Origin of the sequence: Paraflavitalea sp. CAU 1676 (assembly GCF_029223285.1) — a bacterium.
Lineage (GTDB): Bacteria > Bacteroidota > Bacteroidia > Chitinophagales > Chitinophagaceae > Paraflavitalea.
In genome coordinates, this window is record NZ_JARHUJ010000015.1 from 32,669 (window position 1) to 50,846 (window position 18,178).

An 18,178-nucleotide genomic window follows, 5' to 3' on the forward strand; every position below is an offset into this window, starting at 1 on the left:
CATTTTTAATAGCAAACTTTTCAACCCTCCATACATGGCAGGCCAATTAAAAGAAGTACGTAACAGGATCAAATCGGTACAGAATACGCAGCAGATCACCAAGGCAATGAAAATGGTGAGTGCCGCCAAATTGCGTAAAGCCCAGGACGCTATCATCCAGATGCGCCCTTATGCCCGCAAACTGCAGGAAGTATTGAGCAATATCGTAAGCAGTGCTGATGGTGAAGTGGGTATCAATCTGGCTGTGGAAAGACCGGTTGAAAAAGTATTGCTGATCGTGATCACCAGCGACCGTGGATTGAGCGGTGCTTACAACGCCAATGTCATCAAGCTGGCGAAAGCAACCATCAACGAGAAATATGCTGCACAGGCTGCCAAGGGCAACGTGCATATCTGGAACATTGGTAAAAAAGGATTTGAACATTTCTCCAAGAACAAGTTCAACGCCGACGAGACTTATAAAGACATTTTCCTCCATCTCACCTTCGAAAACGTACAGGCTTGTGCGCAGGCTGCTGTAAAAGCATTCGAAAACGGTCAGTTTGATGTGGTAGAACTGGTGTACAGCGAGTTCAAGAACGCTGCCACCCAGCAGTTTACCCTCGAGCGTTTTCTGCCTATCCCCAAAGTGCAGGCCAAGGAAGGCGCCAAGAAGAGTGATTTCATCTTCGAACCTTCTCAACAGGAGCTCATTGCCGAACTGATGCCGAAGATCCTGAACACGCAGCTGTTCAAGGCAGTACTCGACGCTCATGCTTCCGAGCATGGTGCGCGTATGACAGCCATGGATAAGGCGACGGAGAACGCCAATGAGTTATTAAAGAACCTGAAGATCTCTTACAACCGTGCCCGTCAGGCCGCGATCACTACCGAGCTTACGGAAATCGTGAGCGGTGCCGCCGCCCTGCAGGGATAATACCGGTTTTTGTTTATTGCGTCCATAAACTGCCACTATGGAAATAGGACATCTTATACCACATATCGAGGCCCTCATCTTTGCCAGCGATAAACCTTTGACCGGATTGGAACTGACCGATCTGATCAACAATGCCTTTGGGTTTATGGAAGATAAGATCGTACTCGACCAGGTTGAATCCGCGCTGGAAGGGATCGTGGAAAAGTATAGATCAGAGTTCTATCCATTCGAAGTAAAGGAAAGCGGCGGTGGCTGGCAATTCCTTACCAAGAGAGATTTTCATAAAACGGTTGCCCAGCTCAACGGCGAAAAGTTCCTGAAACGACTTTCGTCAGCAGCGCTGGAGGCCCTCTCCATCATAGCTTATAAGCAACCTGTTACCAAAGCAGAGATTGAAGCCATACGGGGTGTAAGCAGTGATTACGCCATTCAAAAGCTGCTTGAAAAAGAACTGATCGTGATCACCGGCCGCAATGAAGCATTGCCCGGTCATCCGCTTGTATATGGTACCTCCAAGAACTTCATGGACTATTTCGGCATCAACACTGCCGAAGACCTGCCCAAGCTGAAGGAGGTATTTGATGAAACGATCGTCAACGCTACTAACGTAACCGAAGCCATTGCGCAGCAGCATGCCGGTGAGGATGCTGAAGTTGCAGGTGGCGAAGAAGCCATCCTGGCGGTGGGAGAGAATGGTGAATTGATCCAGGGTATTGAAACCACCCCCTACATCAATGGAACTACGGTAGCGTACGAAAGTGAAAACCAGGAGGGTGAAAACGCGGCGGAAGACGAAGAGATTGATGAGGAAGCAGAAGCTACTGCTGATGAAAGTGAAGAAGATGAATCAGGGCAAGATATAGAAGAAGGGGATAATGAAGAAGAAGAAAGCGACGAAGACGGAGAAGACGAAGCCGAGGAGGAAGATGAAGAGGAAGTAGAAGAGTCTGATGAAGACGAGGATAATGAAGCAGGCCAGGATGAAGAGGAAGAAGGAGAAGACGAAGAGGAGAGCGACGACGAAGATGGTGAAGGCGACGAAGACGACGAAGACGACGAAGAGACTGATGAGGACGACGAGGAAGAGGATGCTGAAGATGCCGGTGATGAGGATGATGATAACGACGATGATAAGGACGGCCGCAAATAACCGCACCGATTCATTTGAGATATAGTTTTTTGAGATACAAATGTCACAGCTGCTGCTGTGACATTTTTTTTACCAGTATATTCGCGAACTATGTCACACCACCTGACCAAAGAGTATGTAGCCCAACTGGCCGGCGAGTTCGGCACCCCCCTGTACGTATACCATGCCGAAAAGATCAAAGAACAATACCTCAAGCTGAAGACCGCTTTCAGCAAAAGCGATACGGTTTTCTTCTACGCCTGCAAGGCACTCACCAATATCAATGTACTCAAATACATCTGCTCATTGGGCGCCAATGTAGATTGCAGCTCCATCAACGAAGCGAAGCTGGCACTTCATGCCGGATTTCCTCCGGAGCGAATCCTGTATACCTCCAACGGTATCTCTTTCAGCGAGATCGCCGAAGCGAAGGAACTGGGCATCATCATCAATATAGACAGCCTTTCCAATCTCGACAAATTTGGTCAGCAATACGGTCACAGTTATCCTGTAGGCCTGCGCCTTCGCCCCAATATCATGGCAGGCGGTAACCTCAAGATATCTACCGGTCACGATAAGAGCAAGTTCGGTATTCCCGTCGACCAGATCGACCAGGTACTGGCCCTCGTTAAAAAGCATAACCTTCGCATCAGCGACCTGCATATCCATACCGGTAGCGAGATCAAGGATGTAGACGTGTTCGTGAAAGGCATTGAAGTGCTGTTCAACATCATACCTCATTTCAAGGAACTCGAGTTCATCGACCTCGGTGGTGGATTCAAAGTGCCTTACAAAGATGGCGATGTGGAAACCGATATCAACCTGCTCGCCGAAAAAGTGAATGAAGCCTTTGCGGCCCATCCCAATCCCGGTGGCAGGCACCTGCAGGTTTGGTTTGAGCCCGGTAAGTTCCTCGTGAGCGAATGCGGTTATTTCGTAACACAGGTAAACGTAATCAAAGAAACTTCTGCCGCTACCTTCGTAAGTGTGGACAGCGGTTTTAACCACCTGATACGCCCCATGTTCTACGACGCTTATCACCACATCGAGAACATCAGCAATCCCGACGGACCTAAGAAGAAATACTCCGTGGTAGGTAATATCTGCGAAACTGACACCTTTGCCTGGGATCGTACATTGAGTGAAGTGCGTGAAGGGGATTATCTCGTGTTCCGCAATGCGGGCGCCTATGGCTTCGAAATGTCTTCCAACTTCAATTCCCGCTTCAAGCCGGCCGAAGTGATGGTGATCGATGGCAAAGCACACCTTGTCCGCAAGCGCGATGAGTTCAACGACCTGCTGCGCAACCAGATCGAAGTACTATAACTATTCAGCCATTTAGCTACTGCAATAAAAAACGGGTCTTCACAAGACCCGTTTTGCTTTTTCATGGTTCATACTTTCCCTATCCGAGATACGTGTATTCTATCCGTGCACCCCGCAACAAGCGTACATCCTCTTCCGTGGGTTTACCGGTTCCATACACTTCCATAAAGTAGAGGTAATTGTCTTTGATGAGACCGCCTGCATCGAAATGGTCGATGAATTTGGCTACAAAATTGTCCGGCGCCAGGGTGGCGGGCGGTAAAAAGTCGATGGTCACTTCCACCTCGCCACTGGGGCAATGGTGGTCGATGCTTTTCTTCAGGATGAAGAATTGCATATCCCTCATGCCTGTATTCTTGTAATATACCGTTACCGATTTGAGCACAGCGTTTACCGGTAAGATGAGCGCGGCTACCAGGGCGGTGCCTTCCACATTGGTTTGGCGGCCTTCCTGGAAATGATCGATATAGCCCAAAGAACTATCGGCGGGGAAAAAAGCCCTTGAGTCGACATACACTACATGAGTACCTGACTTTCTGCCTATTGAAATTGGTTTGGCGGATTTAGCGGCGGGTTTTGTGGTTTTCTTTGCTACAGCAGCCCTGGCAGGAGGGGCTTTCCGGACTGCTTTTTTGGGTGTTTTCTTCTTTAGCGCCATGATGCGTTTTTTAAGGTTATATGGTGGTGCAATGAGTCGGCAAGTTAGCCTCATTGGGGTAGCCGGGAAATACCACGATGTGGTAAAAATCAGCGATACATATTGTATCTGACGTTAATAAATGCACCACCTAAATCTGAATACTGAGCAGCTTCGTATATACCTGCATAACGTGTTACCTGCACAATGATCTTTACTGCTGGGTTTTCAAAAGGGCAGCATCATTTTTGGTGTTGTCCTTTTTTGATTTAAAGGCGTTGGCTAGGGTGTTTTGCCTCACTTGTGTAACGTTCAATGTGTTACCATCTCTTATTTGTTATTTTCTTCATGTGGCTTTTCTGAAATCTTGGTACATTTAGTATAGAACCAAAAATTGATTCCTATGCCTATTCGTATGGTCGATGATCCACAGGATCAGCAAGATAATGGTAATGACAGTGGTGGTGGTGGCGGTCGCTCCAACTTTCCCGGTGGGGGAGGTGGTGGAGGGCTCATCGGTTTACTACCCCTGTTGTTGGGTCTTTTCAGGGGCAAAGGCATCCTGTTGCTGCTCGTGATCGGTGTGGGCGGCTATTTCCTGCTGGGCAGGGGAGGCGGTGGCTGCAACCTGGGCCAGATAGCCCAATTGGCCACAGGCGGTTTCCTCGATCCGCGACAGTTTGAGAAAGCGAATATCTACGAGCCGCTGGCCGAAGACGATACCAAAAATCCATTGCCCGAAAGTGCCAACCTGCAGAAGTATGCGCCTGCAGTAGGCAACCAGGGTGAGCAAGGCAGTTGTGTGGCCTGGAGCAGTGCTTATGGTGCGCGCACCATCCTTGAATCGGCCCGTTCGGGCGAATCGGGCAACGCATTGCGCTTTAGCCCGGCCTTTCTGTACAACCAGATCGGCCTGCAAGGCTGCCAGGGCTCCTACATCATCCGGGCCATGGAATTTATGACCAAGCAGGGATCAGTGGCCTACGATAAATTCCCGTATACCGACCAGGACTGTACCACGCCGCCCAGTACCCAGCTGATACATGAGGCCGGTCAGTTCAAAATGCGGGGCTTTAACAGGCTGTCGCAGGGCGACCGCACCGATGTCATCGACCTGCGGGCGATCCGCGAAAACCTGGCCCAGGGAGCGCCTGTGGTGATCGGTATGATGGTTGGTCCCAGTTTCATGCAGCCCATGCAGGGACAGGACCTCTGGGAACCCGAACCCGGCGACCAGCAACAAATGGGCTTTGGCGGCCATGCCATGTGCGTAGTGGGTTACGATGACAAACGCTACGGCGGTGCTTTCCTCATTATGAACAGCTGGGGACCCGAATGGGGCAACAATGGATTTGCCTGGGTACGCTACCGCGATTTCAGGATCTACGTGCGCGAGGCATACGGGCTGGAGCCGATGGCCAGGATGGGCGCAGCAGCCAATCAACCATTCGAATGCGAGATCGGTTTGGTAACGGTGGTGGAAGAAAATAAAAGGATGGTGCCAAAAGGGTATGTGCCGTTGCGGCTTACCGGCAGCAACGTATTTGAATCTACATCGCCGCTGCAGCCAGGCAGCCGCTTCAAAATAGAAGTTAAGAATACGACCGAATGCTATATCTACGTATTGGGTAAAGAGACCGACGGAACCAGTTATACCCTGTTCCCTTATCCCAGCAAGGACGATCCTAAGAAAACAAAATACTCACCTTTCTGCGGCATTACCGGATACCGAATGTTCCCGAAAGATAAAAGCATGACACCCGACAGCATCGGTAAGCGCGATGTAATGGCGGTGGTGGTCAGCAAGGAACCACTCGACTGGTATGCACTCAATGAGCAGATCAGCCGCAACCCGCAGTCGGATTATGCAACACGCCTCAACAATGCGCTGGGGAGCAAGCTTGTTCGCAATGTACGCTTCGACAATACGGCCAATGGTACGATGCATTTCAACGCCGGCGGTGGCGACAACCAGGTAGTGGCCGCTATTGTAGAGATAACGAAATAATATGTCATCCAACGCACAAGCATTCATAACACTCATGAAGCACCCTGTGAAGAGCAGGGGCTTTCTGTTACTTAACCTGCCGGCTGCCTGGTTCTCGGGTGTGCGCATCATGGAGGTGAACGAAAAGACCTGCCAGGTAACAGTGCCCTATAAATGGTTTACGAAGAACCCTTTCCGCTCCACGTATTTTGCCTGTCTGTCGATGGCGGCCGAACTTTCCACAGGTGCCCTCGCCATGATGCACGTATACAAGCGGTCGCCCGCAGTATCTATGCTCATCGTGAAAATGGAATCTACTTATATCAAGAAGGCAACCGGCGTCACCACCTTCACCTGCGAAGATGGATACATTTTGCGCGAAACCATTGATAAAGCCATCGCCACCGGTGAAGGGCAAACCCTCATCACCCGCAGCTCGGGTATCAATGAACGGGGCGAATCGGTGGCCGAGTTCCTGTTCACCTGGTCATTCAAAGTAAAACAATGAATATTTGACCGTTAACGGGGCAATAACGCAACATTGTCCGAAACATCCTGTTATAAGGGAGGAATCGCTGAAAGAGACGAACATTGAAAACCCGAAAATTGAAAAAATGAAAATTGCTTTCCATGGAGCCGCACAAACCGTTACAGGCTCAAAACACTTACTCACGCTTTCCAACGGAAGAAAATACTTACTCGATTGCGGTATGTTCCAGGGCATGGGCCCCGATACCGATGAACTCAATAAAACATGGGGCTTCGATCCGCGTGAGGTGAACACCCTCATCCTGTCGCATGCACATATCGATCATACCGGTCTGGTGCCTAAGCTGGTGAAAGATGGCTTCAACGGCAAGATCTATTCTACACCAGCCACCAGAGATCTGGCTGCCTTACTGCTGGAAGATTCGGCCGGCATCCAGGAAAGCGATGTAAAATATTCCAACAAGAAACGTGCACTGGAAGGCCAGCCCTACCTGGAGCCACTGTATACCAAAGAACATGCCTGGGAAGCCATGGGCCTTTTTGTGACGGTGGAATACGAGCATTGGCATACGATCGATGAATATGTTGACCTGTACTATACCGATGCAGGCCACATCATCGGCAGCGCCTGCGTACACCTGCGCATCAAAGAGAATGGGAAAACCACTCACCTCACCTTTAGTGGCGATGTAGGCCGCTTCCGTGACGTGATCCTGAAATCACCCGCCAATTTTCCACAGGCCGATTATATACTCCTGGAGTCGACCTATGGTAACAGCCTGCACGATGAACACGTAACCACGCCCGACCAACTATTGCGCTGGATCGAGAAGACCTGCCTGCAGAAAAAAGGTAAACTCATCATGCCCGCCTTCAGTGTGGGAAGAACGCAGGAGTTACTCTATGCATTAAATCAACTGGAGCTCGAAAACCGCCTCCCCAGGCTGGATTATTTTGTCGATAGCCCCCTCAGTATTGAAGTGACTGAATTACTGAAGAAGTTCCCCACTTACTTTAATAAGCATATACAACGGGTATTGAAAACCGATAGTGATCCTTTTGCTTTTACCGGTTTGAAATATGTGAAGACGGTTGAGCAATCGAAACTGCTCAACTACCGCAACGAGCCCTGCGTCATCATATCTGCCAGCGGCATGGCCGAAGCCGGTAGGGTAAAGCACCACATCAGTAACAATATTGAGAACAGCCGTAACACGATACTGCTAACCGGTTATTGCGAACCTACCTCACTGGGTGGCCGCCTGATGAACGGAGCCAGGGAAGTGGGCATCTTTGGCGTGCGTCATGAAGTGCATGCAGAGATAGGTTCCATTCGCAGTATGAGTGCTCATGGTGATTATGAAGACCTCAGCCAGTTCCTTTCCGGACAAGATCCGCGGCAGGTGGAGCGCTTGTTCCTGGTACATGGTGAATACGATGTGCAGGTACAATTCAGGCAGCGCCTTATTAAGAAGGGATTCAGCGATGTATACATCCCTGCCAGGCATGAAGAGATTGGCCTGGGATAGCTATGCGATGCGTAGTAGACGACCGCCAGGGGCTGTAAGATCAATCAAGTAAATATTGCAAAGTGTATAAATGAAAAAAGCTGCTTCACGGAGCAGCTTTTAAATTCTTTACTGTGGGTCGTCAAACGTCTTTAAATCTGTCTGTAGAGTCAGATAAGGGTCATAAAATATTGAATCAGTTGGCCATCATAGAAATTGGGGCAGGTTTTCCTTCGAGGAGATTACTTTCTATTCAACAAGCCTTTCATAAAATGGTTGGATCGCGTTGCTGCTCCGTGAAGCAGGCTTGAAATGCAGGCCCCATATGTATCCTGGGCCCTTGGTAAACAAAGATGCATATTCTTTTTACATCCACCTATTTTTTTCGCCAAACAGTGGCTGAACGCCGTTTTTCGGCATCAACCTATCGTTCAGTAGACTAATTCCTGTCACCCCAATTGGGTAGGTCCAAAAAAAAAGCAACCGAACGGAAAGGTTCGGCTGCTTCCAATGAAATCCTGGGGGATTAAGATGAGTAAAGGCTGGAGCATTTACCCATTAGTTTTCATACTGTACGGACTTCATTTGCTTGTGTAACTAAAAGTATAGAGATAACCGTCGCAATTAATATCTTTTACTATAAGCAGTGGTCGGGTTGTTTGGGTGCCCTGGCCTTGATCCTGTTGCCTGCGGGCGATTGCTCTGTTGCTGATACAAAGGTGTAAAAGGAAAGGCAGGGGGGGAAGTTTTTTAGGTTTCCGGGCGCAAAAGTCCGACGAAACGACCCCTTTCTTCGATAAATGGAACCGGCCAATACGGGGGTATTGGCCGGGTAACTATAAGAGGTTGATAGATAATTTCTTAAATGATATTCAGCCGTTTCATGACCTCGCCACGATGCGCTTTGCTGATGGGGATCTCGTTGCCTTTGATAAACAGATCGTTCTCGCGGATATCATCGATCTTGGTGATATTGATGATATAAGACCGGTGTACCTTGATGAAGCATTGACGGTTCACCTTCTCTTCCAGGTTCTTGATCGTATTATGGGTAATGAACTTCTTATCGCCGGTCACGAACTTTACATAATCGCCCATGCTCTCGATATACAGGATATCGTCGTTGTTGAGCCGTACCAGCTTCCCCTCACTTTTAATGAAGATGTGGTCGGTGGCCGTACCGTTGGCAACATTGCCTTCCGGTGCACCGGCAGTCAGCTTTTGCAACGACTCCAGGAACCGTTGATAGGTAAAAGGCTTCTTGAGAAAGTCAGTCACCTTGTATTCAAAAGCGTCGTAAGCATATTCCGATTTGGAGGTGGTAAGCACTACTTTGGGGAAATAGGCGAGTTGGTCGAGCAGTTCAAAGCCGGTAGCCCCAGGCATTTCCACATCGAGAAAAAGCAGGTCTACGGCATGCTGATTCAGGTACACCAATGCATCGGGCACATTGGTGAAATGGGCCTGCACTTCGATCTGCCCGCATTTCTCACAGCATTTAGCCAGGTAGTCGGCCGCTACCTGCAGGTCTTCAACGATGACGCATTTGAGGTTCATAGCGAATTGGCATTAAAGTCCTTCAACTTACGGTATTCTGCTTCCAGTATCAGTTTACCTTCATCGAGTGTCGCCATCAATTGTTTGTAATCTGCTTTCAGTTCCGCGGTTTCCGCAATCCTTCCACAGGCGTCTTCAAATTCGGCGCAGCATTGTTGAATATCTGTAAGTCCCACGAAGCCGAAAGCCGGTTTCATTTTATGAACGCCCTTTTTGAGATCGGCCACACTGCCGGCTGCATACGCGTTTTGAATCGCATCAGCATCCTCATCGAAATGCTGCAGGGTTACCGAAAACACCTCTTCTATATAGGGATAATCATCTGCGTACAGGCTAAACAGGTAATCGCTGTTTAATTTTTCATTGAAAATGAAATGCTTAGATAGGGTGGATTGGCTCATGGGAAATAGATTTTCGTTTTTTCCGTTACATAACCGGCAGGTTAGCCCGTTGTGTAACCAAAATGCCTAATCCAATAACTCTATGAAGCAGAAATTATTATATCTGGGGTGGTCAATTTACCGGGATATTGTGTTTTCGGGTCTGCAGGAGGGTATCACCAAAGACCAACGGAAAAAGATCATTGGTTTTAACCAGTTCATATTGCTTGCATTACTGGTAAACTTCTTTTCCGTCGTCTCTTACTTCTATCACAAGCTGTACATCAGCGCGCTTATCAATATCACATCGGCGTATTTCTTTTTGCTCGCATTCTATTTTGGATCAAAGAAGAAACTCGAAACGGGACGCATTATTGCGGTCGTCAACCTCAACCTGTACCTTATTGTTATTAGTTATATAGAAGGATTGAAAGCGGGCGAATACCTGTTCTATTTTCCCTACTTTCTGGTATTGACATTTGTGGTAAGTATCCGGCGAAACTCGCGCGAGCTGTTTATCGTGTATACCATAACGGTGATCGCCTCGCTCGTTTGCCTGAAACTATCCCCTTACACAAACGATGTTCAGGTCATCAATGATGCCCTGTATACCAGGTTATACAGTAGCAATCTCGTCATCTCCCTTTGTATGACGATCATTTTCTCCTATTCCATTTTACGGGTGAACAAAGACAATGAAGTGGCCATCCTGCAGGAGAAGAAGTTTGGCGATACCATCTTCAACACCTCGCTCGATGGTGTGTTTATCCTCTTCAGTCAGTCGGGCATCATAGCCAGTTGTAACAACCGGGCGCTGGAGCTCTTCGACGTAAAAGAGAAAAGAGAGATCGAAGGATCGGATGTAAAAAGCTGGTTCGATGAAGACCATGTGCGGCAGTTCAGTACCATCGAACGATCCGTGGCAGAAGGCGCACAGAGCTGGCAGGGCGAGTTAGCCTTCACTACGCAAACCGGGCGGACCTTTCATGGCTATGTAAGCGTGGCTCCCTTTTCTTACAAAGACATCCGTTATACCAAGATCAGTATCCTCGACGTATCGCATGTAAAGATGACCGAGTTTGAACTGATGAAGGCCAAGGAGAAAGCAGAAGTGGCCGCCAAGGCGAAGTCGAGGTTCCTCTCCAACATGAGCCATGAGTTGCGTACGCCGCTCAACGGCATAATCGGCGCCTCGAATCTGCTGGTGCAGGAAGAACACCTGCCTACCCAGAAAGCGCACCTCGATATCCTCAAGTTCTCTTCCGAGCACATGATGATGCTCATCAACGACATCCTCGATTATAACAAGATAGAAGCGGGTAAGCTGGAGCTTGCCGAGGGGCCCGTCAACATCAAGAAATTCATACAACAGGTATCCACCCAGTTCTCTTCGCAGGTCAAGGCAAGGGGCCTCGAATTCAAGACCGATATCGACGATCGGCTCGATGCAGAGTTCATTACCGACGAAACAAGGTTGAACCAGGTGTTGAGCAACCTGTTGTCGAATGCCATTAAATTCACGCACTCGGGCAAGATCACCCTCGCAGTGAGGAAGCTCTTTGCCTCCAGCGCCAAAGCCACCATACAGTTCATTGTGATGGATACGGGCATTGGAATACCGAAGAATAAACACCGCGAGATATTTGACACCTTTACCCAGGCCGATGTGAATACCACCCGCAAATACGGTGGTACGGGGCTGGGCCTTGCCATCACCAAGAAGATCGTGAACATGTTCAACAGCGACCTGCTGTTGGAAAGCGAGGAAGGCAAAGGCAGTGCCTTTCATTTTACGGTAGAGTTGAAGGTCAACGAAAGCAGACCACGGTATATTCATGAAGAGAACGTTGGCCAGTTGTGCCAGCTGCCGGGCGTTAAAGTGCTGATTGCGGAAGACAACCCGGTCAATATGGCCATCGCCAAACGCTTCCTCGCCAAATGGGGCATACAGGTAAGCGAAGCGGTGAATGGACGGGAGGCGGTAGAGCAGTTCCGGCAATCAAGTTACGACCTGCTCCTCATCGACCTCGAAATGCCCGAGATGGATGGAGCATCGGCCCTGCGCGAGATCAGGAAACTCAATCCCGATATACCCGTCGTCGCCTTTACGGCTGCGGTATATGACAATATGCGCGAAGACCTGATGCAGAAAGGGTTTACGGACTTTATCCATAAGCCATTCCGCCCTGGCGACCTCCATGCCAAGATATCCTGGCTGGTACCTGCCCAGCGTGCCTGAAGCTTAACTTTTTCCTAACCTATCTTTCACAAAACTTTTCCATCTGCATTACACTGCTTAACGTTAATAATAGAGCAAACAACTTTATCAAACGTTAAAGACAAGTGATATGAAGAACTGGAGAAATATGACCCTGGTGCTGACTGTACCGGTGCTCCTGGCGATAGGTTGTGCCACACCAGCCCATGTAGAAAAAGATGATACGGCCGATTTCGGGCGGTACAAAACGTTTGCCTGGATCAGCAGCGAAGCAAAAGATGCAAAGCATGATTCGACTGGTAACAAAGCCCGCAAAAACGACCTGCTCGACCGGCATGTACAGCTGTCGGTGAACAAAGAACTGGAAAAGCAAGGGTGGAAAGAAGACAAAACAAAACCCGACGTGCTCATCAGCTACGACCTGCTGGTAGAAAAAACGACCCGCGAGCAAAGCAACCCGGTTTACTCCCGGCCTTACAGCCGCCTGTTCTACAATCCTTACCTGCGCCGGTATGGTACAATCTATTACCCCTCAACATTCCTGGGGTACGATGACAATGCGGTAACTGTTCGCGAAGGAACACTCACCGTAACCATGGTCGACGCTAAGACCGACCATACGGTTTGGCAGGGTTGGACGACCGACGAGGTAAGCAACCGCAACGTGACGCAGAAGGAAGTACAGGCCAGCGTAAAGTCTATATTCAGGAAATTCGACGTGGTTACTCAATAAACGGTTCAGGGTTATTCGTGAAAAACCTGATGCCGGCGCCCACAGCAATTGATCAAGCTGCGCGCCGGCATCTTTTTTTGTGTAGGATAGGGAATAGGAAGTTTCGGCGTATTTTAGACACTCAAAATACATTTCCCATCAGCCAAACTTCTATATGAAAAGAACGCTCATTTGCTTTGCTATCCTGGCTATTACCAACATCTCGAATGCCAACGTCAGCCTGCCCCGCATATTTGGTGACAATATGGTGTTGCAGCGCAACAAACCCATACCCGTTTGGGGTTGGGCGGCTCCCAATGAAAAGGTCACGGTACAGTTCAATAAACAGGTAAAGACCGTGAAGGCCGATAAGAGTGGCCAATGGAAGGTCGCCCTCGATCCGGAACAGGCCGGTGGTCCCTGGCAACTAACCGTAAAAGGAAAGAATAACATTGCCCTCAACAATATACTCGTGGGTGAAGTATGGGTATGCTCGGGCCAGTCCAATATGGAATGGACGGTCAATAGCAGCAACAACAAAGAGCAGGAGATCGCCAATGCCAACTTCCCGCAGATCAGGCATATCAAAGTGCCCAATACCGTAGCGGCCACACCGCAACAAGACCTGCCCGGCGGCAGTTGGGAAGTGTGTAGCCCGCAAACGGTAGCCAATTTTACGGCAGTGGGTTACTTCTTTGCCCGCGAACTTTATCAGCAGCTCAATGTACCCATTGGCCTTATCAATACTACCTGGGGAGGCACGATGGTAGAAACCTGGGCCAGCAAGGAGGCATTTGAAAGGAACGAAGACTTTAAGACCTTATTTGCCAATGCCAAACTTGCCAACCTCGAAACCTCCATCAAGGAAAAAGGAGCGCAGCTAACCAAGAAGATCGAAGCCCTGCAAGGACCTTTGAAACCGGGCAACAATACTGAAGCCTGGAAATCGGAAGGATTGAATGATGCAGACTGGGCGCATATGAAACTGCCCAATGTGTGGGAAGCGGAAGGGTATGAAAACCTGGACGGCGTGGTGTGGTTCCGCAAAACCATCAACCTCGATGCAGCACAGGCTGGAAAACAGGCCACCATCGAACTTGCCAGCATCGATGACATCGACGAAACGTATGTGAATGGCACCAAAGTGGGCAGCATGACGCAGTGGGATTTGGCACGCAAATACACCATCCCGGCAGGAATACTGAAAGCCGGTAAAAACGTTATCGCCATCCGGGTAACCGATAATTCCGGAGGCGGAGGCATCTATGGCGATCCGGCCAATATGAAGCTCTCCGTCGGCAATAGCACGCTGTCGCTGGCCGGCGACTGGCTTTTTCGTGTTGAGTCCATCCGCATCGTCAATTCCATTGGCCCCAATAATTACCCCACCTTGCTGTACAATAGTATGGTCAACCAGATCATTCCTTATGCCATTGAAGGCGCCATTTGGTACCAGGGCGAATCGAATGCAGGCCGGGCTTATCAATACCGGAAATCTTTTCCCCTTATGATCAATGATTGGCGTCAGCGCTGGAACCAGGGCGATTTCCCCTTCTATTTCGTACAACTCGCCAGCTTCAATTCAGCTAATGGCGATACGCAGAAAGGAAGCACCTGGGCCGAGTTGAGGGAAGCGCAAACCAATACACTCTCGCTCCCCAATACCGGTATGGCAGTAACCATCGATATTGGCGAATCGAAAGACATTCACCCCCGCAATAAACAGGATGTGGGCAAGCGCCTTGCCGCGATCGCACTGCACAACCAATACCAGAAACAAGGCGAATACAGCGGACCACTATACCAGTCGATGAAAGCCGCCGGCAATAAGATCGAACTGTCGTTCAGCCATGCACAATCGGGTTTTATGGTGAAAGACAAGTATGGATACATCAAAGGATTTGAAATAGCCGGCGCTGATAAGAAGTTCTATTTCGCACAGGCGCTGGTAAGCGGCGATAAGCTCATCGTATGGAGCGATAAAGTAGCGGCTCCCGTAGCAGTTCGCTATGCCTGGGCCGATGATATGCCCGAAGCGAACCTGTACAACAAAGATGGATTTCCAGCCGTGCCATTCCGTACCGATAACTGGACGGGCATTACAGAATCTGTCAAGTATTCAATTAACTAAGCATGTATTGAAATTGGTCAACTCTTAACAGGAATGAACCAATGATCACATATTTGCCAGCTTAGTGCATGCAAACACTAATATTTGCGCATTAATGTATCCTAAACCAAGCACATTTATGAGAAGAATTCTGCTATCGGCAGGGATGATGGCCCTGGTAGCAACCAGCGTTGCGCAGCAAAGACAAGGTGGTCCGCAAAAGCCAGCAACGCCGGCGCCTGCAGCTGCAGCCGCGAAAGAAGAGAAAACATTGGCCAGGAATGTGCTCGATCCTGATGCCTCGGTGACAACCACCCACGAAGTGACGATCAAAGGTCAGCGTATACCCTACAAAGCCATAGCGGGCACCATGCCCGTATGGGATGAGGAAGGCAAACCGATTGCCGGCGTATTCTATACCTACTACGAGCGCACCGATGTAAAAGACCGTGCAGCCCGCCCGCTGGTCATTTCCTTCAACGGCGGCCCCGGTTCTGCCTCCGTATGGATGCACATCGCCTATACAGGACCTGTTTTGCTGAATATCGATGATGAAGGATATCCTGTGCAACCTTATGGTATCAAGGAAAATCCGCACTCCATACTCGATGTGGCCGATATCGTATACGTCGATCCTGTAAACACCGGTTTTTCCCGTACGCTCAACAAAGATGTACCCGGATCCAAATTCTTCGGGGTCAAGGCCGATATCAAATACCTCGCAGAATGGATCGGCACCTTTGTAACCCGGCAAAACCGCTGGGCATCTCCCAAGTACCTTATTGGCGAAAGCTATGGCACCACCCGCGTATCAGGATTGGCGCTGGAGTTGCAAAACTCCCAATGGATGTACTTCAACGGTGTGGTGCTCGTGTCGCCGACCGACCTGGGCATTGAACGCAGCGGACCAGTCAGTGCAGCATTACGCCTGCCGTATTTTGCCGCCACGGCCTGGTACCACAAAGCACTGCCAACCGATCTGCAGCAGAAAGACCTTACCGCCATGTTGCCCGAAGTGGAGGAGTTTACCGTGAATGAATTGATCCCTGCCATCACCCGCGGAGGGTACCTGCCCGAAGCAAAGCGCAAAGAGATCGCTGCAAAGTTTGCCCGCTATTCAGGACTCTCTGAAAAGATCATCCTGCAACATAACCTGGATGTACCTACCGGTTATTTCTGGAAAGAACTGCTGCGCGATAAAGGCTACACGGTAGGCCGTCTGGACAGCCGCTACAAAGGTATCGACCGTCAGGATGCAGGCGATGGACCCGATTTCAATGCGGAACTTACCTCCTGGCTGCATTCCTTCACGCCGCCCATCAACATGTACCTGCGCAATGACCTCAACTATAGGACCGATCTTAAATACAATATGTTTGGCCCCGTGCATCCCTGGGATCGCAGTGGCGACCAAACCGGAGAGAACCTCCGCCAGGCAATGGCGGCCAATCCCTATCTCCACGTATTGGTGCAGTCTGGCTATTACGATGGCGCCTGCGATTACTTCAATGCCAAATACGATATGTGGCAACTGGATCCGAGCGGCCGGCTGAAAGGCAGGTTAAGTTGGGAAGGATACCGCAGTGGGCATATGATGTACCTGCGGAAGGAAGACCTCGCTACCAGCAATGAGCATATCCGCGAATTCATTCGCAAATCATTGCCCAAGCCCGGTGAACCCGCGAAGTATTAAAGAAGAACATTGATCCTATTATAGAATAGCTCCCCCTTAGGGAGCTATTTTTTTTGTGCGCTGGTGCAGGTTTTTGCATGTTTTATTATTTCCGGGAGTCATAAATATCTTTTTACTTTACCCTCACCACAAAAAAGATATGAATAGATTATTCTTCCCTGCAACCGCTCTTTTGACGCTGGGTGTTATTGGCGCCAGCAGCTTCAAAAAGTCTGTACCGACCGAAGTTGTATCCACTTCTATTGCCCATGGCGACAAGCCGGCTGTTACTGCAACAGCCGCACCCAAATTCATGACCGGCGCCGACCAAACAAAATTGTACCTGCCTTATCTCAAAGGCAAGCGGGTAGGTTTTGTTGGCAACAACACTTCCATCATTGGCAAAAAAGCCAGCATCGACAGTATGTTGAAGATGGGCGTTAAGATCGTAAAGATATTCGGGCCCGAGCATGGATTCCGCGGCAACGCCAGCAATGGTGCGCATGTAGGAGATTTTATCGATTCGGCTACCGGCATCCCTGTCATCTCGCTCTATGGAAAGAACAGGAAGCCTTCCAAAGAACACATGGATGAGATCGATATCATGATCTACGATATGCAGGATGTAGGATGCCGTTTTTACACCTATATCAATACGCTGGCCAATATCATGGAAACCTGTGCCGAGAACAATAAGGAGCTCCTGATATTCGACCGCCCCAATCCCAATGGTTTCATCGTCGACGGTCCGATCCTCGAAGATCATCTTCATTCGGGTATTGGCAAGTTTAAGATACCCATTACCCATGGCCTTACCCTGGGCGAGTTTGCCCAGATGCTCAATGGTGAAGGATGGCTCGAGAAGAAGGTTAAATGTAAGTTGCGCATCATCAAATGTGCTGGCTATACACATGATATGCCTTATGCGCCGCCGGTAGCGCCTTCTCCTAATTTGAATACAACGCAATCCATTATGTTGTATCCAACCCTTTGTCTGTTCGAAGGAACGATCGTGAGCCAGGGCCGGGGAACCTATTTCCCGTTCACTGTATTGGGCGCACCATTGTTGAAAGGCAAGTATGAGTTCAGCTTCCGCCCCAAGAGTATACCTGGTATGAAGGAGAATCCCCTCCACCAGGATACGGATTGCTATGGACTCGATCTGCGCAAGTACAGCATCGACAACCTGCGCAAAACAAAGCGTATACATGTGCAATGGCTCATGGAGATGTACAATGCCTATCCCGACAAAGCCAGGTTCTTCGATAAATCCCAAAGCAAAGAGATCGGCAATTTTGATAAACTGGCCGGCACCGAAAACCTCCGGAAACAGATCATTGCCGGCGCTACCGTAGAGGAGATCTACAAATCATGGGAGCCGGGCCTCAGCCAATACAAAAAGATGCGTAAAAAGTACCTGTTGTATCCATAATAGAGCAGCCCACTTGTGTATAGAAAAGGGACTGACCCCAACCGTCAAAATCCCCCAAATCGTAAAAGAAATGGCCCGCCCTGGCGGGCTTTTTCTTTGCAGGGA

General features: G+C 49.4%; 14 protein-coding genes. 11 read left to right on the top strand and 3 right to left on the bottom strand.

Features of this window, described 5'->3' with window-relative positions; all coding sequences use genetic code 11:
- The first annotated feature begins 34 nt into the window (after window positions 1-34).
- From atpG to lysA, 3 genes are all read left to right on the top strand, one after another.
- A complete protein-coding gene (atpG, locus tag P2H89_RS34850; RefSeq protein ID WP_275836119.1) occupies window positions 35-916 on the top strand; it encodes an ATP synthase F1 subunit gamma in 882 nt (293 codons plus the stop codon).
- A 37-nt stretch (window positions 917-953) separates the two neighbouring features.
- Window positions 954-2,066, top strand: coding sequence for an SMC-Scp complex subunit ScpB (scpB, locus tag P2H89_RS34855; protein ID WP_275836121.1), 1,113 nt, complete (start codon window positions 954-956; stop codon window positions 2,064-2,066).
- A gap of 90 nt (window positions 2,067-2,156) precedes the next feature.
- Window positions 2,157-3,371 (top strand): diaminopimelate decarboxylase, encoded by a 1,215-nt coding sequence (gene lysA / locus P2H89_RS34860; protein WP_275836123.1) that lies wholly within the window; start codon window positions 2,157-2,159, stop codon window positions 3,369-3,371.
- Window positions 3,372-3,450: 79 nt separating this feature from the next.
- On the opposite strand, the gene P2H89_RS34865 is transcribed toward lysA, so the two are convergent.
- Window positions 3,451-4,029 carry a hypothetical protein gene (locus P2H89_RS34865; protein ID WP_275836125.1) on the bottom strand — a complete coding sequence of 193 codons (579 nt, stop codon included), beginning with the start codon at window positions 4,027-4,029 and terminating at the stop codon, window positions 3,451-3,453.
- Window positions 4,030-4,411: 382 nt separating this feature from the next.
- Here P2H89_RS34865 and P2H89_RS34870 point away from each other — a divergent pair, with 382 nt between their 5' ends.
- The 3 genes from P2H89_RS34870 to P2H89_RS34880 all read left to right on the top strand — a co-directional run bounded on the left by P2H89_RS34870 (window position 4,412) and on the right by P2H89_RS34880 (window position 8,013).
- Entirely contained in the window at window positions 4,412-6,016 is a 1,605-nt protein-coding gene (locus P2H89_RS34870) for a C1 family peptidase (RefSeq protein WP_275836127.1), read from the top strand.
- Between the two features lies 1 nt (window position 6,017).
- A complete protein-coding gene (locus P2H89_RS34875; RefSeq protein WP_275836129.1) occupies window positions 6,018-6,503 on the top strand; it encodes a DUF4442 domain-containing protein in 486 nt (161 codons plus the stop codon).
- 106 nt (window positions 6,504-6,609) lie between these two features.
- Window positions 6,610-8,013 (top strand): MBL fold metallo-hydrolase, encoded by a 1,404-nt coding sequence (locus P2H89_RS34880; RefSeq protein WP_275836131.1) that lies wholly within the window; start codon window positions 6,610-6,612, stop codon window positions 8,011-8,013.
- An 840-nt stretch (window positions 8,014-8,853) separates the two neighbouring features.
- On the opposite strand, the gene P2H89_RS34885 is transcribed toward P2H89_RS34880, so the two are convergent.
- Together P2H89_RS34885 and P2H89_RS34890 are read right to left on the bottom strand one after the other, a co-directional pair.
- Window positions 8,854-9,549, bottom strand: coding sequence for a LytTR family DNA-binding domain-containing protein (locus P2H89_RS34885; protein WP_275836133.1), 696 nt, complete (start codon window positions 9,547-9,549; stop codon window positions 8,854-8,856).
- Entirely contained in the window at window positions 9,546-9,950 is a 405-nt protein-coding gene (locus tag P2H89_RS34890; RefSeq protein WP_275836136.1) for an Hpt domain-containing protein, read from the bottom strand. The genes P2H89_RS34885 and P2H89_RS34890 overlap by 4 nt, the downstream gene beginning before the upstream one ends.
- Window positions 9,951-10,032: 82 nt before the next feature.
- Between P2H89_RS34890 and P2H89_RS34895 the strand changes: the two genes are divergently transcribed.
- The 5 genes from P2H89_RS34895 to P2H89_RS34915 all read left to right on the top strand — a co-directional run bounded on the left by P2H89_RS34895 (window position 10,033) and on the right by P2H89_RS34915 (window position 18,073).
- Complete coding sequence (locus P2H89_RS34895; protein WP_275836138.1) at window positions 10,033-12,168, top strand: PAS domain-containing hybrid sensor histidine kinase/response regulator; 2,136 nt, start codon at window positions 10,033-10,035, stop codon at window positions 12,166-12,168.
- 109 nt (window positions 12,169-12,277) lie between these two features.
- Window positions 12,278-12,880: a DUF4136 domain-containing protein gene (locus P2H89_RS34900; protein WP_275836140.1), complete on the top strand. Its 603-nt coding sequence runs from the start codon at window positions 12,278-12,280 to the stop codon at window positions 12,878-12,880.
- Window positions 12,881-13,034: 154 nt separating this feature from the next.
- The gene (locus P2H89_RS34905) at window positions 13,035-14,990 is read left to right on the top strand and encodes a sialate O-acetylesterase (RefSeq protein WP_275836142.1); all 1,956 of its coding nucleotides are present in this window, start codon (window positions 13,035-13,037) and stop codon (window positions 14,988-14,990) included.
- A 118-nt stretch (window positions 14,991-15,108) separates the two neighbouring features.
- Window positions 15,109-16,662 carry a carboxypeptidase gene (locus P2H89_RS34910; RefSeq protein ID WP_275836145.1) on the top strand — a complete coding sequence of 518 codons (1,554 nt, stop codon included), beginning with the start codon at window positions 15,109-15,111 and terminating at the stop codon, window positions 16,660-16,662.
- Window positions 16,663-16,801: 139 nt separating this feature from the next.
- Window positions 16,802-18,073, top strand: a complete 1,272-nt coding sequence (locus tag P2H89_RS34915; protein ID WP_275836147.1) for a DUF1343 domain-containing protein — start codon at window positions 16,802-16,804, stop codon at window positions 18,071-18,073.
- Window positions 18,074-18,178: the final 105 nt, after the last annotated feature.